Raw genomic sequence first — 18,821 nt, forward strand, 5'->3', positions numbered from 1 at the left:
ACTTTGCTACCGGCTACACCACAGGATAGGTGAGATGCATCTGCTGTTCGCCACATCGATCGTGCCCGACGGCGCACTCGCCTCGGGCTACGAGATCGCCAACGCTGCGATCATCGCTGCCTTGCGGCGCGCTGGCGCGCGCGTAACCGTCATCGGCTTCACCTGGCCGGGGAAGCCCGCGGCCGACCCCGAAAACACCGTGGTGCTGGGTGCCATCGACGTGCGCACGGACAATGCCTCCGCGCGGCAAAAGCTGGCCTGGGTCGGCAAGGCGCTGCTTTCGGGTCTCACCTTCGCGTCGGTCAAGCTGCGCGCCGTGTCCGACAGCGATGTTCTCGCTGCCATTGAGCGCGCTGGACCGGTTGATGGCTATGTCCTGAATTCCGTGCAGTTCGCCGGTGCCTTCGAAAAACTGTTCACCGACCGGCCTTCGATCTTCGTTGCCCACAATGTCGAGCATCTTTCGGCGCGGGAGAATGCCGCTGCCGCTGGCAGCCTCTTCCAGCGCCTGCTGTTTCGCCGCGAGGCGAGGCTGCTCAAGATCGTCGAAGAGCGTCTCTGCCGCCGGGCGCGCTTCGTCTTCACCCTGGCCGAAGAAGACCGCGCCGCCCTCGGTGTCGCCTCGCACGACCGCTCGGCGGTGCTGCCACTGGTGACCGGTGCCCACGCGCCAACCCTGAAAGGCCCGCGCCGCATCGACTGCGACGCCGCCCTGATCGGCACCTGGACCTGGCAGCCGAACCGCATCGGCCTCGACTGGTTCCTGGGCAAAGTCGTGCCGCATCTGCGGCCCGACTTTCGCATCCGCCTCGCCGGCCACATGCCTTCGGGCGTCACGTCGAAGCATCCGGGTGTTGAATTTGTCGGCCGCGTGCCCGACGCGCAGGCGTTCGTGCGCGGTGCTGCCGTCATTCCGCTGATCAGCACCGCAGGCAGCGGCGTCCAGTTGAAGACAATCGAAACCTTCGAGCTCGGCCTGCCTTCCGTCGCCACCAGCCGTTCGCTGCGCGGCATCGACCACCGTCCGTCCAATTGCGTCGTCACCGACGATCCCGCCGCCTTCGCCAGGGCACTCGAGGCCGCGGCGGCCGACATCCGCGACGTTGACGGCAGCGCGTTCCGGGGCTCGCAGGTCAAGGCGCTCGACGCCGCCATCCGGCTCGGCCTCGAAAAACTCGCTCCCGTCAGGCAGGAGGCGTTTGCGTGAACATGCATTCCGCCCGCGCCGCGTCCGGGCTCGACAAGCTGAAGACGATCCTTGGCATCCCGGTGGTTGCGGTCCGCTGGAACGATGCCATCGCCCTGCTGAACCGGTTGATTGCCGAGCGGCGCTTCACCAAGGTCAGTTTCCTCAACGCCCACAACGCCAACATCGCCTATACCGACCCGGTGTTCGCCGAGGCACTCGATGATTTCCTCATCCTGCCCGACGGCATCGGTATCGATCTGGCGGCGAGACTCCTCTACGGGGCGCCATTTCCCGACAATCTCAACGGTACCGATTTCGTCCCGGCCTTCCTGCAGGCCTCAACGACGCCGCTCACCGTCGGCCTGCTCGGCGCGACGCGCGTCAATGCCGAAGCGGCGTCGGTCAAGCTGGCCGCATTGGCGGTGCAGCACAGCTTCGTGGTGATCCATGACGGCTATTTCCCTGCTTCGCAGGAGCAGGAAATCGTCGACCGGATCGCCGCGCTTCGGCCCGACGTGCTGCTCGTCGCCATGGGCGTGCCACGCCAGGAATTGTGGATCGAACGCCACATCGACGCGCGCCATTGCACGCTGCCGATCGCCGTCGGCGCGTTGCTTGATTTCCTGAGCGGCGCGGTGCCCCGCGCGCCCTTGTGGATGCGCCGGCTGCGGCTCGAATGGCTGTTCCGGTTGGCTGTCGAACCGAGCCGCCTGTGGCGCCGCTATGTGGTCGGCAACCCCCTGTTCCTGCTGCGCGTCGTCAGGCAGAAATTCTCGCGGACACCCGAAGCAGCGAGGGATATCAAGTGAACAGCAGGTTCGTGCCAGGTGCCGCTGTCGAGCCAAGCCCGCTGCGGCAGACACCGACGGCGGCAATCGTGACGGCAAGCTACGCGCCCGACTTCGAGCGCTGCCGCCTGCTGTGCGAGACACTTGATCGCCACGTTTCGGGCGCGGCGCACCATTACATCCTGGTCGAACATCGCGACGTCAGTCTGTTTCGCCAATTGGAAACCGGCCGCCGCACGGTCGTCGACGAGCGTGAATTGCTGCCGCGCTGGCTGCACGCCGTCGACGATCCGCTCAGCCTGTTTCGCCGGCGCGTCTGGCTCAGCCTGAAGACCCAGCCGCTGCGCGGCTGGCATGTGCAGCAATTGCGCCGCATCGCCATCTCGGGGCATGCATCTCAAGACGTGCTCATCTTCTGCGATTCAGACGTCGCTTTCCTCAAACCTTTCGACTGCGGCGCCTTCTGGCGCGACGGCAAGGTGCGCCTGTTTCGCCGCGACGGTGTCCTGGCGGACGAAGGTCATGAGGAGCATCGCATCTGGTCGCGCAATGCGGGATCGGCACTCGGCATCGACCCGTCCCGGACGTCGATCCATGACTATATCTCGACGCTGATCGCCTGGCGGCGCGACACCGTGCTGGCCATGTGCGCCGAGATCGAGAAGGTCCATGGCCGCGACTGGATCGAGGTCGTCGGCTCGGCGCGCAAATTCTCCGAATGCATGATCTACGGCCGCTATGTCGACGATCTGCTGGAGGGCGCCGGCCACTTCCACGGTTCGGAAGAATTCTGCCGCGTCCACTGGACCGGCGAAGCGCTTTCGGATGACGAGTTCCGCCGCTTCGTTGCCGCCATGGCGCCGGAGCAGGTGGCGATCGGCATGCAGTCCTTTATCGGCACCGAGATCGGCCGCATCCGCCGACTGATCGGGCTAGTCCGCTCTTAGTGCTAAATCGCCTTTGCCGGCTTGCGCATCGCCGAATAGGTGAGCAGCGCCGAGGCGAGATACAGAAGCAGGAAGACGACATTGAGCGATAGCACCAGATTCGGCGTGTCGAGGATGGTCGTCAGCACATAGGTCAGCAACAGTGCCTTCAGCGCGGCGAGCAGGCCGAGATTGAGCGCCCGTACCAGCGTCTGGCCGCGCGCGAACAAAAGTTCGGCCTGGTATTCGACAAGATTGCGCAGTCCCGGCACGCAGATCGCCAGCACCACCAGCGGGGCAGCCTCGGCGACATTCTTGCCGAGTGCGTTGGGGAAGAAGTGCAGCACGATGCCAAGCGTCAGCAGCGCTGCCGTGGAGACCGCGAACACACCGCCTTCGATGCCGCTCTTGACCGCCAGCCGTGACAACAGTTCCGGTGCGCGCATCATGCGCTGCACCAGCATCATCGAGAAGGTGCGGATCGGAATGGCCGTCAGGTCTACCAGCCGCATGATGATGGCGTAGATGCCAGCCAGATGCGGGCCGCCGATCGCCAGCACCAGCAGCTTGTCGAACTCCATCTGCAGGTAGAACAGCACTTCGGCGCCGGCCACATAGATGGAATCGGCCAATCGCCGAAGATACAGAGCGACCCGCAGCCGCAGCCTCTGGCGCGGGTAGAAGAAGCCGAAGGCAATCAGCAGCGAGGCGGCATTGGCGCCGATATAGAACCAAGACCATATCCAGACGCTGTGTTGTGCTGAGAACATGAACAGCACCGCGCCGAGCGCCCGCAGCGCGGTCGCCAGGATGGCCAGCAGCGCGGCGCGGCCGAATTTGCCCAGGCCGTTGTTGACGATCAGTGCTACCTCGACCGGCCGCCACAACAGCGCTTCGGCAAAGACGATTGCCGCAAACACCGACAGCGGCACGGTGTCGGCGAAGAAAAGCAGATAGACGCCGAACGAGGCCGCGGCCAGCAGCGGCAGCGACAGCACGCCGAGCAGCAGGAAGCCGGCGGAGAAGATGCCGATCAGATTGGGGCGGATGGTGGCGGTGCGGTAGAGCGCCGAGATGAACCCGAAAGCGAGGATGCGCGACAGCATGACACCGGCCGCCGATGCGGTGGCGAACATGCCGAATTCGGAAATGGACAGCGTGTTGGCCAACGCGATGAAATAGGCCAGCGAAAACACCAGTCGCCCGCCGGCGCCGCTGATCGCCGAGAAATAGTCGCGAAGCAGCCCCCGTCGTTCGGCCAAAAAGCTGCCGATCCGGGCGAGGGGCCGCCTTTGCGGTATGTCACTGGCCTGCGTCATGTCTCGAGGAGAGCCTAGGCCGGAAAACTTAACGTGCCGTTCTGGAGCTTGGGCTTGTGTCGAAAATAGATGCAACCGAAGCGAGAAACCGACGCTTCGGCGCGGGAAAATTAACCTTTTGTTTTCCATGCCTGTTTAGCGTGGCTTAACGAATGGCCAATCGCCGTTTGCAGGTCGCCAAAGGTAAAGTTCCAGACGATGGTCGACAGGGAAAACCGCGAAGACTGGAAGCGCGAGCGCTCATTGCTGGCGCTTGGCCAGGCTGTGCGCGGCGACGAACCCGACGCGTCCCTGGTCTCGATAGGCGATCGGGCAGACCCGTCATGGCGCGAGGATGCCGCCACCCGTCATCGCCTCGCCCGTTCGCAGCGCGAGGCGCGCAACCCGAAACTGTCGGATCCGGTCGCAACCGACGGGGATCAGGAGCGGGCTTCATCGCCGCACCGCGCGCAAACCACGCCACGGACACAAATCAGTGCCGCCGAAACCGCTGGCGCCCGTCGCGCCGATCATGCATCGGAACCTTACGCTGCGGGCGACGCGTCGGTATCCCGAAACGACGGCATGGACAGCCAGCAGTGGAAGCCGCTGATCGACCCGATGCAGGTCGTGCGCGGTGTCGGCAAGTCGAAGCTGCTGATCGTGACGACGACGATACTGGGCGCCGCGCTCGGCATCACCATCGCGCTGTCGACGCCGAAGAAATACGAAGCCACCACCGAACTGATCGTCGACCCACGCGACCTGAAGCTCACCGATCGCGACCTCACCCAGTCGGTCGTGGCTTCCGATGCAACGCTGGCCATCGTCGAGAACCAGGTCCGGGTGCTGACATCAGGCACCGTTCTCAACAAGGTCGTGGACAAGCTCAATCTGGTCAATGATCCGGAATTCAATGGGCAAGGCGGCGGCGGCCTCAGCGTCATGTCGCTCATCCGCTCCGTCCTGTCCCGCAATGACGGGCCGGGCGGTGTCGACGACGCCCGCCGCCGCGCGCTTGCTGTCGGCAATCTGGCCGAGAGCCTTTCGGTCGAGCGCGGCGGCAAGACCTTCGTCATCACCGTCAGTGCCACCACGCAGAATGGCGAGAAATCGGCCCTCATCGCCAACACGATGACGGATGTCTTTCTGCAGACTTTCGGCCAGATACAGTCGGACACCGCAGGCCGCGCCACCGACGAACTGACGGCCCGGCTTGACGAGTTGCGCAAGGGAGTCGAGGCCGCCGAGCGCAAGGTCGAAGATTTCAGGGCCACGCACGACCTTGTCGACGCGCAGGGCCATCTCATCAGCGATGACGAGATGCTGAAGCTCAACGAGCAACTGTCGATTGCCCGCGCCCGCACGCTGGAGCTGAATGCCCGGGCCGCTTCGGCGCGGTCGGTCGACGTCAATTCGGTCCTCACCGGCACCTTGCCGGAGGAGATCAACTCCAACACGATGAGCGATCTGCGTTCGCAATATGCGTCGCTCAAGCAGGAGGCTGACCGCGCCGCCATCCGGTTCGGCCCGCGTCATCCCGAACTCCAGGCGCTCAATGCCCAGATTGCCGGCGCACGCGACCGCATCGCCGCGGAGCTGCGCCGTATAGGCTCGTCGCTGCAGGTCGACCTCAAGCGCGCGGTCCAGCTCGAACAGGACCTTGCCTCTCGCCTGGCGCAGCTGAAGGTCCGCAGCGGCGACGTCAACAGCGACCTGGTGTCGATGCGCGAACTGGAGCGCGAGGCGACCGCCAAGCGTTCCGTCTACGAACAGTATCTGCTGCGCGCCAAGGAAACCGGCGAGCAGAAGGACATCAACACAGCCAACATCAACGTGATCTCGAAGGCCTTCGCGCCGCTCGAGGCAAACGGGCCGTCGCGGGTCGTGGTCGCGCTCGGCGGCCTGTTGCTGGGCTTTGCCTCCGGCATTGGCCTCGGAGCCATGCGTGGCGCCTATGAGAGCCTGCGTGACACCGCCAATTCGCGCTCGCGCCGCGACCATGGCACGGACGAACGCCGGACGCCTTACGAAGACAAGGCATATCGGGCAGCGCCGCCGGCGCCGCCACAAACACCAGCGCCGCAGCCATCGACACCCCCGCCTGCATCACCACCGCCGGCCGCGCCACCGCCTGTCCAGCAAGCCGAGGTCTCGCCGGCCGAAGGTCCCGGCCGGATCGGTGCCTTGCTGTCGAGACTGCATAAGTCCGTCTCCCGCAGGCCATCCCGGGAGGAGCCGTTCGATACCGTTGAATGGGCCTCTGCCGAAAACGCGAAACCAATGCAGGATCCGCAATACCGCGCTTATCCCCAGTCGGCGCCGGCCTTCGAGCCTCGGCAGGCGGCCGCGACAGCATCCCCGGCGCCGCCTTTCCAGCCCGGCGGCCATCCGCAGCAGGCGGCGCAGCCGCCACTGCCGCCTCCCATGGTGCAGCAGCGGCCATATTCCGGGCCGCAGCTCTATCCCTACGCGCAGCCATTGGGCTACGCGCAGCCGCCGGGCTATCCCTATTCGCAATCCATGCCGGCCGCCAATGCCGGGCAGCAGCCCGATCCGGCTCAGCCTGCTTCCGAGTCCTATCCACAGCCGCCCCTCCCGCAGCAGCAGACGCCTCAGCCTCATCAGCGATCGGCGGAGCCTTCGCGGGCCGTGGAGGATGCCGAGCAGCAAGCGCCAATCGAGGAAATCCGCGCCAGCCTGCGCGAATTCCGCGAAGCGGTTCGCGAACTGACCGAGAGCCGCGCGCGCCGCCGCTACTTCTGAGCCAGAAAATTCTTCCAGGTGCCGTACAAAAACATGCCGGTTTCGCGTAAACGGCATGGGACGGCGCTTTGGCGGGATTGCATGTTGGAATTTTCGTGAAAATGCCGCGCTGTGAAATATCTAAAAGTGCGTCGTTTTCGTACGCGACGCACTTGGGCATTCTGGTGTTGAGGGTAGTCCATGGCCGAAGTGATTGATGGCAAGAGCGTTGCCGGGGACGTTGTGGGGACGGTCAAGACCCTGACGGCTGAACTTGTCGCCAAGGGCAAGGCCAAGCCTGGTCTTGCAGTGGTCATCGTCGGCGAGGATCCCGCCAGCCAGGTCTATGTCGCGTCCAAGTCGCGCACCGCCAAGGAATGCGGCTTTCATTCCGTTCAGCACACGCTGCCGGCCGAAACCTCGGAACCGGCACTGCTGAAGATCATCGGCGACCTGAACGCCGATCCGGCCATCAATGGCATCCTCGTGCAGCTTCCGCTGCCGGCCCACATCGACGCCGGCAAGATCATCCAGACCATCGCGCCGGAAAAGGATGTCGACGGCTTCCATTTCATCAATGTCGGCAAGCTCGGCACCGGTGAACTCGAGACAGCCTTCGTGCCTTGCACGCCGGCCGGCTCGATGCTTCTGATCGAGCGGGTGCGCGGTAAGGATTTGTCCGGTCTCAACGCCGTCGTCGTCGGCCGCTCCAACATCGTCGGCAAGCCGATGGCCAACCTCCTGCTTGCCGCCAATTGCACCGTCACCATCGCCCATAGCCGCACCAGGGACCTGCCGGCACTTGCCCGCACCGCCGACATTCTTGTCGCGGCCGTCGGCAGGCCGGAGATGATCAGGGGTGATTGGGTCAAGCCAGGCGCCACCGTCATCGATGTCGGCATCAACCGCATTCCGGCGCCGGAAAAGGGCGAGGGCAAGTCCCGTCTCGTCGGCGATGTCGCCTATGCCGAAGCGGCCAAGGCCGCCGGCGCCATCACGCCGGTGCCTGGCGGTGTCGGGCCTATGACCATTGCCATGCTGATGGCCAATACGTTAGCCTCGGCCTACCTTGCGGCCGGATTGAAACGGCCGTCCTTCTGACCCGCCAGAAAGCCGCAGCTTTGCCGAACCCCAGTGTTCCCTCAGAACGGCCGGTCATCGCGGACCCCGTTCAAGGTGGCCGGCAGTTCGCATTCCTGCTGGTCGACAAGTTCTCCATGTTCTCGCTGGCTGCCGCGATCGATACGTTCCGGTCGGCGAACCGGTTGCTCGGCCGTGACTTCTACGGCTGGACGACGGTGTCGGCCGATGGCGATCCGGTGATGGCTTCCAACGGCCTGCCGCTCAAGATCGACTATGCCGTTGCCGACCTGCCGCCGGTCGATATCCTGTTCGTCTCGGTTGGGCTGACGACGGAATTCCCCGGCAAGAGCAAGGTGCTGGCGGCTTTGCGAAGCTGGGGCCGGCGCGGCAATGCGCTGGGTGCCCTGTCGGTCGGCTCCTATCTGCTGGCCGAGGCCGGCCAGCTCGAAGGCTATCGCTGCACCATCCATTGGGAAAACCGTGCCGGCTTCGTCGAACGCTTCCCCGACATCAACTGCACCGGCAACGTCTTCGAGATCGATCGCAAGCGCTACACCTGTGCCGGCGGCACCACTTCGATCGACCTGATGCTGGAGATCGTGCGCGGCGATTTCGGCTCGAACCTCGCCAATGGCGTCGCCAACCAGTTCCAGCACGAACGCATCCGCTCGGCCGGCGACCGTCAGCGCGTCGGGCCGGAACGCGACCTGACCGGCAAGTCGGAGAAGCTTAGGCGTATCGTCGAACTGATGGCCGACCACCTCGACGAGCCGCTGTCGGCGGTACAGCTGGCCAAATCCGCCGGCCTTTCGGTGCGCCAGGTCGAGCGCCTGTTCCTGCGCCATCTCAGCGTCACGCCCGGCCGTTATTACATGCGGTTGCGGCTGGAGCGGGCGCGCGAACTGCTGCGCCAGACCAACATGCCGATCCTCGACGTGGCGATCGCGACCGGCTTCACCTCGCATTCCTACTTCGCCCAGAGCTACCGGCTGCAATTCGGCAGGCCGCCCTCGGAAGAGCGCCGCACGACCTATTGAATTCCGCTTCCGCTGAAAAGTTCGGCATTCGGCCCGGCGCATCGGGCCAGGGCAGCGACTTCGGGTTAACGGGTTCCTTCGGTGCCTTCGCCGCGTAGGCTGACGGTGCATCAAACGAAAAACCCGCCTGTGCGGCGGGTCACTTGGCGCAAATCAGCACCATGGGCGAAAATGTATCATAGCTGAGGGCATAGAGTCAAGAAAAAATTCCTATCGCAAAAACTGCCGGCACTGCCGGCACCACCGAACTGGCTGTCGTCAGGTCCTTGTCAAGCTGGGTTCGGAGCCCTACGCACCGGGCGCCGGGGCTTGTGTACCGGCGCCGCGTCAAATAGCTTGCCGCCCGGATCAGGGGTGGATTTAGGAGATTTCGATGGCGGGACTTGCACGGAGTGTCGCGGCGGCGGTCCTCCTTTTGTCGATGACGACGTTCGGCTTCGCCGCAAACAAGGTCATCATCATTCTCGATGCGTCCGGCTCGATGTGGGCGCAGATCGACGGCAAGCCCAAGCTCGAAATCGCCCGCGAGTCGCTTCGAACCGTGCTTCAATCGGTCCCCACCGACGACGAGATCGGCTTCATGGCCTATGGCCATCGTGAAAAGGGCAGCTGCGACGACATCCAGCTGATCGTGCCGCCTCAGGCAGGTTCGGGCAGCGCCATTTCGGCCGCCGCCGACAGCCTGAAATTCCTCGGCAAGACGCCGCTGACGGCGGCGGTCAAACAGGCGGCCGAGGCGCTGAAATACACCGAGGACAAGGCGACCGTCGTGCTCATCACCGACGGGCTCGAAACATGCGGCGGCGACCCCTGCGCGCTTGGCAAGGAGCTCGAGGCATCCGGCGTCGACTTCACCGCCGATGTCGTCGGCTTCGGCCTCACCGCCGACGAGGGCAAGCAGATCGCCTGCCTCGCCGACAACACCGGCGGCAAATACATCCAGGCCTCCGACGAGAAGGCGCTGCAGGAGGCGCTTGCCGAGACCGTGGCGGCGCCGGTGCCGGAACCGGCACCCGCTCCGGCACCGGAGCCAGCGCCCGCACCGGAGCCGGCCAAACCGGACTTCAATTTCCAGCCGATAGCAGTGCTTGCCGAGGGCGGCGATCCCGTCACCGACGGCAACGCCTGGGAAATCTACAAGGCGAAACCCGACGGTACGCGCGGCGACTACGTCAGCACCGAATACGGCGCCTACAAGGCCAATCTGGAACCGGGCGACTATATCGTCGTGGCCAGTGACGGCCAGGCGAAGACCGAGCAGAAGGTCAAGATCGAGGCAGGCCAGGTCTACAAGCCGCTTTTCAACTTGAATGCCGGCACGCTGATCATCCACCCGCGACCGAACGCGGGGGCGGATGTCGTCGATGGCGCGGCTGTCGTCATCGATTATCCGGGTGCAGACATGCCCGCGACCTTTTATGGGACGACGAAAGCCGTGTTGCCGGCCGGCGACCAGAAGGTGACTGTCACGATCGGGCAGGGCGTGGCTACCGATACGATCCCGCTGGCTGCCGGCAAGACCGTGGAAAAGGACATGATTGCCGGTGTCGGCCATGTCGTTGCCAATGCTTACTATGCTGCCGGCGGCGACAAGGCGGACGGTTCAGGCATCGGCTTCAAGGTGCTCAAGGCAAAAAAGAAGATCGATGGAACCAGGGACGAGGTGACCTATGCCTACGGACCCGACAGCAAATTCGATCTGCCACCCGATGACTATGTGTTGATTGCGACGGTTGATCTCGCCGTCGTCGAGCAGCCGTTCACTGTCAAGGTGGGCGAATTTCAGGATCTGAAGGTCGCAATGAATGCCGGCGTGCTGGCGATCACCGCGCCCGGAGCCTCGAAGATCGAGATTTTCGAGGCCAAGAAGGACATCAACGGCAACCGCAAGTCGCTTGGCTATGCATTCGACCAGAAGTATCAGGCAGCGATCCCTGCGGGCGACTACGCCGTCGTCTCGGAGAAATCCGACAACAGTTCCAAAGAAGGCAACGTGACGGTCAAGGCCGGCGAGCGAGCCGAGCTAACCGTGCAATAGAATCGTATGCACAACCGCAAGAGGGCGGCCATGTGCCGCCCTTTTTTGTGAACTACGCAGAACTGCCGTCAAGCCGTGCCGAAGGCGCTGGCGCCATGATCGGCGCGGCCGACCAGTTGTCGAAAGCCGGCAAACAGCTCGCGGCCGAAACCGAACTCGTTGCCGATGAGATCGGCATCCGCCGTCCGGCGCAAAGCGAAGTCGCCGGCCGGCACCAGCACTTCGAGTGTGCCGGCTTCGGCGTCGAGCCGGATGATGTCGCCTTCGTGGATCCTGGCGATAGGACCCTCCTCGACCGCTTCCGGCGTGACATGGATCGCCGCCGGCACCTTGCCGGAGGCGCCCGACATGCGTCCGTCGGTGACCAGCGCCACGCGCTGGCCGCGATCCTGCAGGATGCCGAGCACGGTAGTCAGCTTGTGCAGCTCCGGCATGCCGTTGGCCTTGGGCCCCTGGAAGCGGATGACGGCGATGAAATCACCGATCAGCGTGCCGGCCTTGAACGCATCGTTCAGCCCTTGCTGGCTGTCGAAGACCTTGGCCGGCGCCTCGATGATACGCCGCTCCGGCTTCACCGCGGAAGTCTTGATGACGGCGTGGCCGAGATTGCCTGACAGCACCTTCAGGCCGCCGGTCGCCTGGAATGCCTTGTTGAACGGCGCCAGCACCTTTTCGTCGCCGCTTGCCTTCGGCGAGGCCTCGCGCACCACGCCTCCGTCGGCGCCGAGCTTTGCCTCGACCGCATAGGGCCGCAGGCCTTCGCCCCACACCGTCTGCACATCCTCATGCAAGATGCCTTCGTCGAGCAGCTCGCGGATCAGGAAGCCGAGCCCGCCGGCGGCGTGGAAATGGTTCACGTCGGCGAGGCCGTTCGGATAGACCCGCGCCAGCAGTGGCACCGCCTCCGACAGGTCGGAAATATCCTGCCAGGTGATGGCTATGCCGGCCGCCGCCGCCATGGCGATCAGGTGGATGGTGTGATTGGTCGAGCCGCCGGTGGCGTGCAGGCCGACGACGCCGTTGACGATCGAGCGTTCGTCGATCATCCGGCCGACAGGCGTATAGGCGTTGCCGAGCGCGGTGATCGCCAGCGCCCGCTTCGTCGCCTCGCGGGTCAACGCCTCGCGCAGCGGCGTGCCAGGGTTGACGAAGGAAGCGCCCGGCGTGTGCAGGCCCATGATCTCCATCAGCATCTGGTTGGAATTCGCCGTGCCGTAGAAGGTGCAGGTCCCCGGCCCATGATAGGATTTGGACTCGGCCTCCAGCAGTTCGGCGCGTCCGACCTTGCCCTCGGCGAAGAGCTGGCGGACCTTGGCTTTTTCGTCATTGGGCAGGCCTGATGTCATCGGTCCGGCCGGAATGAACACCGCCGGCAGATGGCCGAAGGTGAGCGCTGCGATCACCAGCCCCGGCACGATCTTGTCGCAGACGCCGAGATAGACGGCGGCGTCGAACATGTTGTGCGACAGGCCGATCGCGGCGGCCATGGCGATGACATCGCGCGAAAACAGCGACAGCTCCATGCCGGGCTGGCCTTGCGTGACCCCATCGCACATTGCCGGTACGCCGCCGGCCACCTGGGCGATGCCGCCGGCTTCGCGGGCCGCGTCCTTGATCAGCGCCGGGAAGGTCTCGAACGGCTGATGCGCCGACAGCATGTCGTTGTAGGAGGTGATGATGCCCAGGTTCGGCACCTTGTCGGCGCCAAGCGCGAGCTTTTCCGAGGGGCTGCACACCGCAAAGCCGTGGGCGAGATTGCCGCACGACAGCACAGCCCGGTTGGCGGTGCGGTTCGATGCCTCGACGATGCGGCCGAGATAACGCTCGCGGCCTGGTTTTGAGCGCTGACGGATGCGTTCGGTGATGGCTTCGATGTCGCGTCTGGCGGTCATGGCGGTCGGTCCTTTCAGGCGAGGTCCCGGAAACATCCTCCCGCCGTTTGCCGGGACCAGAGTAAATCGAGATTCAGGGGGCCCAGAAAACCTCTACGGGCTTATGTGCTGCGTCGAGCACGGCACGGATTGGCTTTCGCGGCCCGGGCGCAACCGCGCCGTCGAAGGCGGTACGCTTGTCCTCACCCTCTATGTGCAGCGCGATGAAGCCGGCTTCGACGATGCGCGCCAGCGACAGGGTCAGCCGCGGCTCGCCCGCACTTGCCGCATGAACCGGCAGCACGATCCTGTCGCCAGACGGGTCGAGCAACGTTGCCAGATCGTCGGCATCGGGAAAGAACGAAGCGGTGTGGCCGTCCGGCCCCATGCCGAGCACGACGACATCGAGCGGCCATGGCAAGGACCGGAGCGCTGCATCATCGGACGAGGCCGCATCCTCGATGCTGGTGGCTTCGTGATAGAGCGGCACGAAACGAGCCGCCTTGGCCGCGTTCTGCAACAGATTGGCGGCTACCAGCCCGGCATTGGAGCGTGGCGAGGAGGCCGGCACGAAACGCTCGTCGACCAGCGTCACGATCACCTTGTCCCAGGCGATAGGTATCGCCGAAAGGGCGGCGAAGAATTTTGCCGGCGTGGTGCCGCCGGAGACGGCGAGCAGCCCCGTGCCGCGCTCGGCGATCGCCTTGGTCAGTCTGCCTGCAACATGGCCGGCAAGGGCGGCCGCCAGTTCCTGGCGCCCGGCGAAGCCGTTCCAGCTATAGGCGGCGCTGTTCAATTGCTCTCGTGCCATGTCCGCCCGTCACGTTCGATCAGTGCTATCGAGGCCGATGGGCCCCAGGTGCCCGCCGTGTAGCCCTGCGCCTCCTGCCTGGCACTTTCCCAGGCATTCTGGATCGGGTCGATCCATTTCCACGCCGCCTCGACTTCGTCACGGCGCATGAACAGGGTCTGGTTGCCACGGATGACGTCCATGATCAGCCGCTCATAGGCGTCCGGCGCGCGGCCATCGAAGGACTGCGCAAAACTCATGTCGAGCGAGATCTGGCGCAACCGCATGCCGCCCGGACCCGGATCCTTGATCATGATGAACTGCTTGACGCCTTCGTCGGGCTGCAGCCGGATGACCAGCTGGTTGGCGAAGATCGGACCAGCGCTGTCGCCGAAGATCGAATGCGGGATCGGCTTGAATTCGATGACGATTTCCGAAACCCGGGTTGCCAGCCGCTTGCCGGTCCTGAGGTAGAACGGAACGCCCGCCCAGCGCCAGGTGCCGATCTCGGCCTTGATGGCGACGAAGGTCTCGGTATTGCTGTCGTGGGAAAGCTCCTCGACATAGCCCTTTACAGCTCCGCTGGCCGAGGCGCCTGCGCGGTACTGGCCGCGCACGGTGTGCTTCGGCGCTTCGTTGCCGTTGATGCGCTTCAGTGCCCGCAGCACCTTCAGCTTCTCGTCGCGCACGGCGTCGGCATCCATCGATGACGGCGCTTCCATGGCGACGAGACACAGCAGTTGCAGCATATGGTTCTGCACCATGTCGCGCAGCGCGCCGGCCTTGTCGTAATAGGTGACGCGGTCTTCCAGACCGACGGTCTCGGCGACTGTGATCTGGACATGGTCGATATGGGCTGAATTCCATAACGGCTCGTAGAGCGCGTTGGCGAAACGCAGCGCCATCAGGTTCTGCACCGTCTCCTTGCCGAGATAATGGTCGATGCGGAAGATCTGGCTTTCGTGGAAGTCGTCGCCGACCAGGTCGTTGAGCTTGCGTGCCGAATCGAGATCGCGGCCGATCGGCTTTTCCAGCACGATGCGCGAGTTCGGCGTGATCAGATTGTGCTCTTTCAGCTTGTGCGAGATGTCGCCGAACAGCGCCGGCGCCACCGCCAGGTAGAAGGCTCGGATGCGGTCGCTGTCTCCGATCGCCTTCTTGAGCTTGTCGAAGCCGGCGCCGCTCGTCGCATCGGCGGAGACGTAGGACAGCCGCGCCAGAAAAGTCTTCAGTTCCTTGGCGTCGATGTCGGCCGGCTTGACGTGCTCGGAGATCGCCTGTTTGGCGAAGGCTTGGAATTCCTCATCGCTCATTTTCGAGCGCGACGTGCCGATGATGCGTGTCGGCTCCGAAAACTGATGGTCGCGCTGGCGATAATAGAGCGACGGCAGAAGCTTGCGTTCCGACAGATCGCCGGTGCCGCCGAAAATGATGAAGTCGAAAGGCTCGACGGGGATGATCTGGCTGGTCATGGTCTGTCCGCTTTGACGCCGGTCGCTGTGACGCGGCTGATATAATCTAATCGATTTAAATTTTCCAGTGCCATGGTGTCACATCTGGGTGTATGCGCCGGCCCCTTGACAGTCCGATGACCCGGAGGCTTGTCGAAGGCGCGGCTCCGGAAGCCTTCGCAGTTGCAGCATAGAGCGGGATCGACGCGAAAGCCAAAGGAGAAATCGGCGATGGACCCACATCTTTCGGCCAATCCGGTCAGAAGCCGTGGCTTTGCGCGGATGAGCGCCAATGACGTGCCCGTTGATGGTCACCAATAGTGAGCGGAAAAAACATGCGTCTGGAAAACAAGGTTGCGATCATCACCGGCGCTGCGTCGGGCTTTGGCGAGGGCATTGCCAGGCGTTTTGCGCAGGAGGGCGCCAGGGTCGTTGTCGCCGATCTCAACGCCAGGGGCGCGGAGCGCGTCGCCGGCGAGATCGGAGAAGCGGCGATCTGGACCCAGACGGATGTCTCGCTGCGCTCCGAATTCGACGAGATGGTCTATGCCGCGAAAAGCGCCTTCGGCCGCATCGACATCATGGTCAACAATGCCGGCTACACCCATCGCAACGGCGACATGCTCAACGTCGACGAGGACACCTTCGACCTGATAACCGCCGTCAACATGAAGGCGATCTATCACGCGGCACTTGCCGTGGTGCCGATCATGGAGCGGCAGGGCGGCGGCGTCATCCTGACCACGGCCTCCACCGCGGGTCTGCGGCCGCGCCCCGGCCTCACCTGGTACAATGCGTCGAAAGGCTGGGCGATCACCGCCACCAAATCGATGGCGGTGGAACTGGCGCCGAAGAACATCCGCGTCAACTGCCTCTGCCCGGTTGCCGGCGAGACCGGCATGCTGGAGAAATTCATGGGCGCCGACACGCCCGAGATCCGCGAGAAGTTCCGCGCATCGATCCCACTCGGCCGGCTTTCGACGCCGCTCGACATCGCCAACGCCGCACTCTGGCTGGCCTCGGACGAGGCCGCCTTCATCACCGGCGTGGCGCTGGAGGTCGATGGCGGCCGCTGCATCTGAAAGCCTGATGTATGTCGCTCGAAAGCGGCCCCGGTTTGGGAGAACGACATGCATCAGAACAACAGGCCTGCCTCACGCAGAGCGGGGTACGTCACGCGCCAGTCTTGATGTAACTCTTGTAGATCCAGCCGGTCTTGCCGTTGTAGGTGATCTGGCACCATTTCTTGCAGCTCATCACCTGCACCGAGGTTTTGGCTGGCACCGTACCGATGGCGGCGGCATTTTTCTTCGGGCCGCTTCGCATGGTCACGGCCCTCAGGATGCGCCCTGTTCCGGCGGCTGCGGCTTTCCTGGGCTTCGCCTTGGCTTGGCTGTCATCGCCTTCTGCCGCTGGCTCTTGCGGCTGCACCGCGGGGATGGCGGCGGTTTGTGCGCCGTCGGGGTGGTTGCCCGCGGCTGCGCTGGGCGCGGCTACCTTGGCAAGTTCGGTGGCGGCATCGGTATCGGCTGCCGGCTGTGCGAATGCCGCAGCTTGCTTGTCCGCTGCCTGGCTGGGAGCAGTCGAATCGGAAGTGGCGGCGTCCTTCGGCTGCGAACCGGTCCAGCGCGGATCGTTGGCGGCGAGTGCGGGGATGTTGGCTTGCGCGGCCGCCACGGTTGTCGGAATAGCGTCGGACTTGCGCGCCTGCGGCACGGCTGCCGCGGCGACCGCGGCCCCAACCGGGGTTATTTTCGTCGTCTTCACCGGAACCGTTGGAATGGTCTGCTCGGGGCTCGCTGCCGCTTGTCTGTCGCTGGCCGGCAATGCCAGCCACAGCGCCACGGCGGCGACGCCAAGCAGTGCGGCGGTGCCGATCGCGGCGATCACCAGATGCGAGTTCGAACGGATTTCCTGCCAGAAGGACGGCCGCATGTCGTATCCGAACTGCATGGCAAAGCGCCGACGTTCCGGCGTACCGAAACTGAAGGGCTCTCTCACTCTTGCCACCTCCATAAGCGGGCCGACGTTCTATCGGTCGGTGCCGGAAGTCCGGCGTCTGATCCGCATAGGTCAAAAAAACAACGCGGGCAGTCCCGCAACAATCCCCGAACAATCGCCCAGAACCGGCAGCTTTCGCCTGCGATTGTGGCATCAGTACGCCATTATAGGGGATTCTGCGCCTTTGCGGGAAATTGCGCAATGCGTCGCACGGGCAACAAATGTTACAATGAATATTACAATATTACACCAGGTCGGTCGGCTAGATCCTGTCCCGCAACGCAAACCAGTTGAGCGCCAGGAACAGCAGCGGCGTGCGGAAGCGCCGACCGCCGGGGAACGGCGGGATTTTCAGATCCTCGATCAGCTTCAGCCGGTCGCGGTTGCCGGCAACGGTTTCGGCATAGAGTTTACCGAAGTAGTTCGACAGCATGACGCCGTGGCCGGAATAGCCGCCGGCCGAGATCACATTGGGCATCACTTCGCGCACGAAAGGCTTTCTCGGCACCGTGATGCCGACATAGCCGCCCCAGCCATGCGTGATCTCGACATCCCCGAGCGCCGGATAGAGTTCCGCGATCTGGCGGCGGATGTGAATGTGGATATCCTTCGGATCGTTGACGCCATAGACCTCGCGTCCGCCAAACAGCAGCCGTCCGTCCTTCGATCTGCGGAAATAGCGCACGACGAAGCGGGAATCGTCGACCGCCTCGCCGCCCGGCAAAACGTTCGAGTCCGCTCCCAGAGGCACGGTCGCACCGATGAAGGAACCGATCGGCATGATGTGCGCCGCACTAACCGGCTCGAGCGCGCCGCCATAGGCGTTGACCGCTATCAGGCATTTCTGCGCCGTCACCGTCCCCCTCGGTGTCGAAACCTTGACCTTGCCGCCGCTGGAGATGATGCCGGTCGACGGCGTCCCCTCGAACAGCTGCGCGCCTGCAAGCGCTGCCACCCGCGCCGTGCCGATCACCAGCTTCATCGGATGGATGTGGCCGGTGCCGGTGTCGCGCGTGCCGCCGAAATAGGCGGTCGAGCCCAACCGCTCCGCCGTCTCCCTGGCATCCATGAACGAGATATGCGGGTAGGAAAAACGGCTCGCCATGATCTCGGCATGCGCCTTGTAGTCGTCGACATAGCGCGGCTTGTGCGCCACCGAGAGCTGGCCCGGCATATAGTCGATATCGATCTGGTTGGCGGCAGTGAATTCGAGGAGATGCGCCTTGGCCTCTTCGGCAAGATCAAACAGCGCCTTGGCGCGGGCCAAGCCATACTCGGCTTCCAGGTCCTCGGCCCAGACGCGCTGGCCGGTGCCGAGCTGCCCGCCATTGCGCCCGGAGGCGCCATCGCCGAAGCGGTAAGCGTCGATCAGCACGACATTGGTGCCTGCCTTGGCCAGATGCGCCGCCGCCGACAAACCGGTAAAGCCGCCGCCGACGATGACGACATCGCATGCCCGGTCGCCATCCAGCGCCGGGTATTCAGGTCTCGGACCGGCTGTGTCCTCATACCAGGACCGGCCGGGGGAGATCGGGGATTGGTAGGGCATGATGCTCGCAGGGAGTAGGGGAGTAGGGGAGTAGGGGAGTAGGGGAGTAGGGGAG

General features: G+C 64.2%; 14 protein-coding genes. 8 read left to right on the top strand and 6 right to left on the bottom strand.

All coding sequences use genetic code 11. The features are described 5' to 3' along the window. Positions 1-34: 34 nt before the first annotated feature. From NKJ11_RS27610 to NKJ11_RS27620, 3 genes are read left to right on the top strand one after another with little or no spacing between them, the layout of a single operon-like run. Positions 35-1,207 carry a glycosyltransferase family 4 protein gene (locus tag NKJ11_RS27610; RefSeq protein WP_352794746.1) on the top strand — a complete coding sequence of 391 codons (1,173 nt, stop codon included), beginning with the start codon at positions 35-37 and terminating at the stop codon, positions 1,205-1,207. Beyond that, entirely contained in the window at positions 1,204-1,998 is a 795-nt protein-coding gene (locus tag NKJ11_RS27615; RefSeq protein WP_023809196.1) for a WecB/TagA/CpsF family glycosyltransferase, read from the top strand. Before NKJ11_RS27610 ends, NKJ11_RS27615 begins: the two co-directional genes overlap by 4 nt. Continuing rightward, positions 1,995-2,924, top strand: a complete 930-nt coding sequence (locus NKJ11_RS27620) for a DUF6492 family protein (RefSeq protein ID WP_352611475.1) — start codon at positions 1,995-1,997, stop codon at positions 2,922-2,924. The genes NKJ11_RS27615 and NKJ11_RS27620 overlap by 4 nt, the downstream gene beginning before the upstream one ends. Positions 2,925-2,926: 2 nt before the next feature. On the opposite strand, the gene NKJ11_RS27625 is transcribed toward NKJ11_RS27620, so the two are convergent. Beyond that, positions 2,927-4,222 carry a lipopolysaccharide biosynthesis protein gene (locus tag NKJ11_RS27625; RefSeq protein WP_352611476.1) on the bottom strand — a complete coding sequence of 432 codons (1,296 nt, stop codon included), beginning with the start codon at positions 4,220-4,222 and terminating at the stop codon, positions 2,927-2,929. 198 nt (positions 4,223-4,420) lie between these two features. Between NKJ11_RS27625 and NKJ11_RS27630 the strand changes: the two genes are divergently transcribed. The 4 genes from NKJ11_RS27630 to NKJ11_RS27645 all read left to right on the top strand — a co-directional run bounded on the left by NKJ11_RS27630 (position 4,421) and on the right by NKJ11_RS27645 (position 11,104). After that, the gene (locus tag NKJ11_RS27630) at positions 4,421-6,967 is read left to right on the top strand and encodes a GumC family protein (RefSeq protein ID WP_352611477.1); all 2,547 of its coding nucleotides are present in this window, start codon (positions 4,421-4,423) and stop codon (positions 6,965-6,967) included. Between the two features lie 180 nt (positions 6,968-7,147). Then, positions 7,148-8,047 carry a bifunctional methylenetetrahydrofolate dehydrogenase/methenyltetrahydrofolate cyclohydrolase FolD gene (gene folD, locus NKJ11_RS27635; protein WP_352611478.1) on the top strand — a complete coding sequence of 300 codons (900 nt, stop codon included), beginning with the start codon at positions 7,148-7,150 and terminating at the stop codon, positions 8,045-8,047. Between the two features lie 20 nt (positions 8,048-8,067). After that, complete coding sequence (locus NKJ11_RS27640) at positions 8,068-9,066, top strand: GlxA family transcriptional regulator (protein ID WP_032908654.1); 999 nt, start codon at positions 8,068-8,070, stop codon at positions 9,064-9,066. A 373-nt stretch (positions 9,067-9,439) separates the two neighbouring features. After that, on the top strand, positions 9,440-11,104 hold the full coding sequence (locus tag NKJ11_RS27645; RefSeq protein WP_352632560.1) for a vWA domain-containing protein: 1,665 nt from the start codon (positions 9,440-9,442) through the stop codon (positions 11,102-11,104). A 68-nt stretch (positions 11,105-11,172) separates the two neighbouring features. Here the strand turns inward: NKJ11_RS27645 and edd are convergent, their stop codons facing one another. The 3 genes from edd to zwf form a co-directional block, all read right to left on the bottom strand. Next, positions 11,173-12,996 (bottom strand): phosphogluconate dehydratase, encoded by a 1,824-nt coding sequence (edd, locus tag NKJ11_RS27650; protein WP_352611480.1) that lies wholly within the window; start codon positions 12,994-12,996, stop codon positions 11,173-11,175. Positions 12,997-13,069: 73 nt separating this feature from the next. Further along, entirely contained in the window at positions 13,070-13,786 is a 717-nt protein-coding gene (gene pgl, locus NKJ11_RS27655; protein ID WP_352794747.1) for a 6-phosphogluconolactonase, read from the bottom strand. After that, positions 13,768-15,237 (bottom strand): glucose-6-phosphate dehydrogenase, encoded by a 1,470-nt coding sequence (zwf, locus tag NKJ11_RS27660; RefSeq protein WP_023809187.1) that lies wholly within the window; start codon positions 15,235-15,237, stop codon positions 13,768-13,770. The genes pgl and zwf overlap by 19 nt, the downstream gene beginning before the upstream one ends. A gap of 314 nt (positions 15,238-15,551) precedes the next feature. Here zwf and NKJ11_RS27665 point away from each other — a divergent pair, with 314 nt between their 5' ends. Beyond that, positions 15,552-16,298 (top strand): SDR family oxidoreductase, encoded by a 747-nt coding sequence (locus tag NKJ11_RS27665; protein ID WP_128302651.1) that lies wholly within the window; start codon positions 15,552-15,554, stop codon positions 16,296-16,298. A 91-nt stretch (positions 16,299-16,389) separates the two neighbouring features. Here NKJ11_RS27665 and NKJ11_RS27670 read toward each other — a convergent pair whose 3' ends face one another. After that, positions 16,390-17,217, bottom strand: a complete 828-nt coding sequence (locus NKJ11_RS27670; RefSeq protein ID WP_352611482.1) for an SH3 domain-containing protein — start codon at positions 17,215-17,217, stop codon at positions 16,390-16,392. Between the two features lie 262 nt (positions 17,218-17,479). Beyond that, positions 17,480-18,766 (bottom strand): NAD(P)/FAD-dependent oxidoreductase, encoded by a 1,287-nt coding sequence (locus NKJ11_RS27675; RefSeq protein ID WP_352441043.1) that lies wholly within the window; start codon positions 18,764-18,766, stop codon positions 17,480-17,482. Positions 18,767-18,821 lie beyond the last annotated feature (55 nt).

It is taken from the genome of Mesorhizobium sp. M0243 (genome assembly GCF_040321775.1).
Taxonomy (GTDB): Bacteria; Pseudomonadota; Alphaproteobacteria; order Rhizobiales; family Rhizobiaceae; genus Mesorhizobium.

Bases quoted from the DNA above. Each gene is read 5' to 3' on its own strand.
- NKJ11_RS27610 (WP_352794746.1), top strand. From the start codon at position 35: ATGCATCTGCTGTTCGCCACATCGATCGTGCCCGACGGCGCACTCGCC.
- NKJ11_RS27625 (WP_352611476.1), bottom strand. From the start codon at position 4,222: ATGACGCAGGCCAGTGACATACCGCAAAGGCGGCCCCTCGCCCGGATC.
- NKJ11_RS27630 (WP_352611477.1), top strand. From the start codon at position 4,421: ATGGTCGACAGGGAAAACCGCGAAGACTGGAAGCGCGAGCGCTCATTG.
- folD (WP_352611478.1), top strand. From the start codon at position 7,148: ATGGCCGAAGTGATTGATGGCAAGAGCGTTGCCGGGGACGTTGTGGGG.
- NKJ11_RS27645 (WP_352632560.1), top strand. From the start codon at position 9,440: ATGGCGGGACTTGCACGGAGTGTCGCGGCGGCGGTCCTCCTTTTGTCG.
- edd (WP_352611480.1), bottom strand. From the start codon at position 12,996: ATGACCGCCAGACGCGACATCGAAGCCATCACCGAACGCATCCGTCAG.
- pgl (WP_352794747.1), bottom strand. From the start codon at position 13,786: ATGGCACGAGAGCAATTGAACAGCGCCGCCTATAGCTGGAACGGCTTC.
- zwf (WP_023809187.1), bottom strand. From the start codon at position 15,237: ATGACCAGCCAGATCATCCCCGTCGAGCCTTTCGACTTCATCATTTTC.
- NKJ11_RS27665 (WP_128302651.1), top strand. From the start codon at position 15,552: ATGCGTCTGGAAAACAAGGTTGCGATCATCACCGGCGCTGCGTCGGGC.
- NKJ11_RS27675 (WP_352441043.1), bottom strand. From the start codon at position 18,766: ATGCCCTACCAATCCCCGATCTCCCCCGGCCGGTCCTGGTATGAGGAC.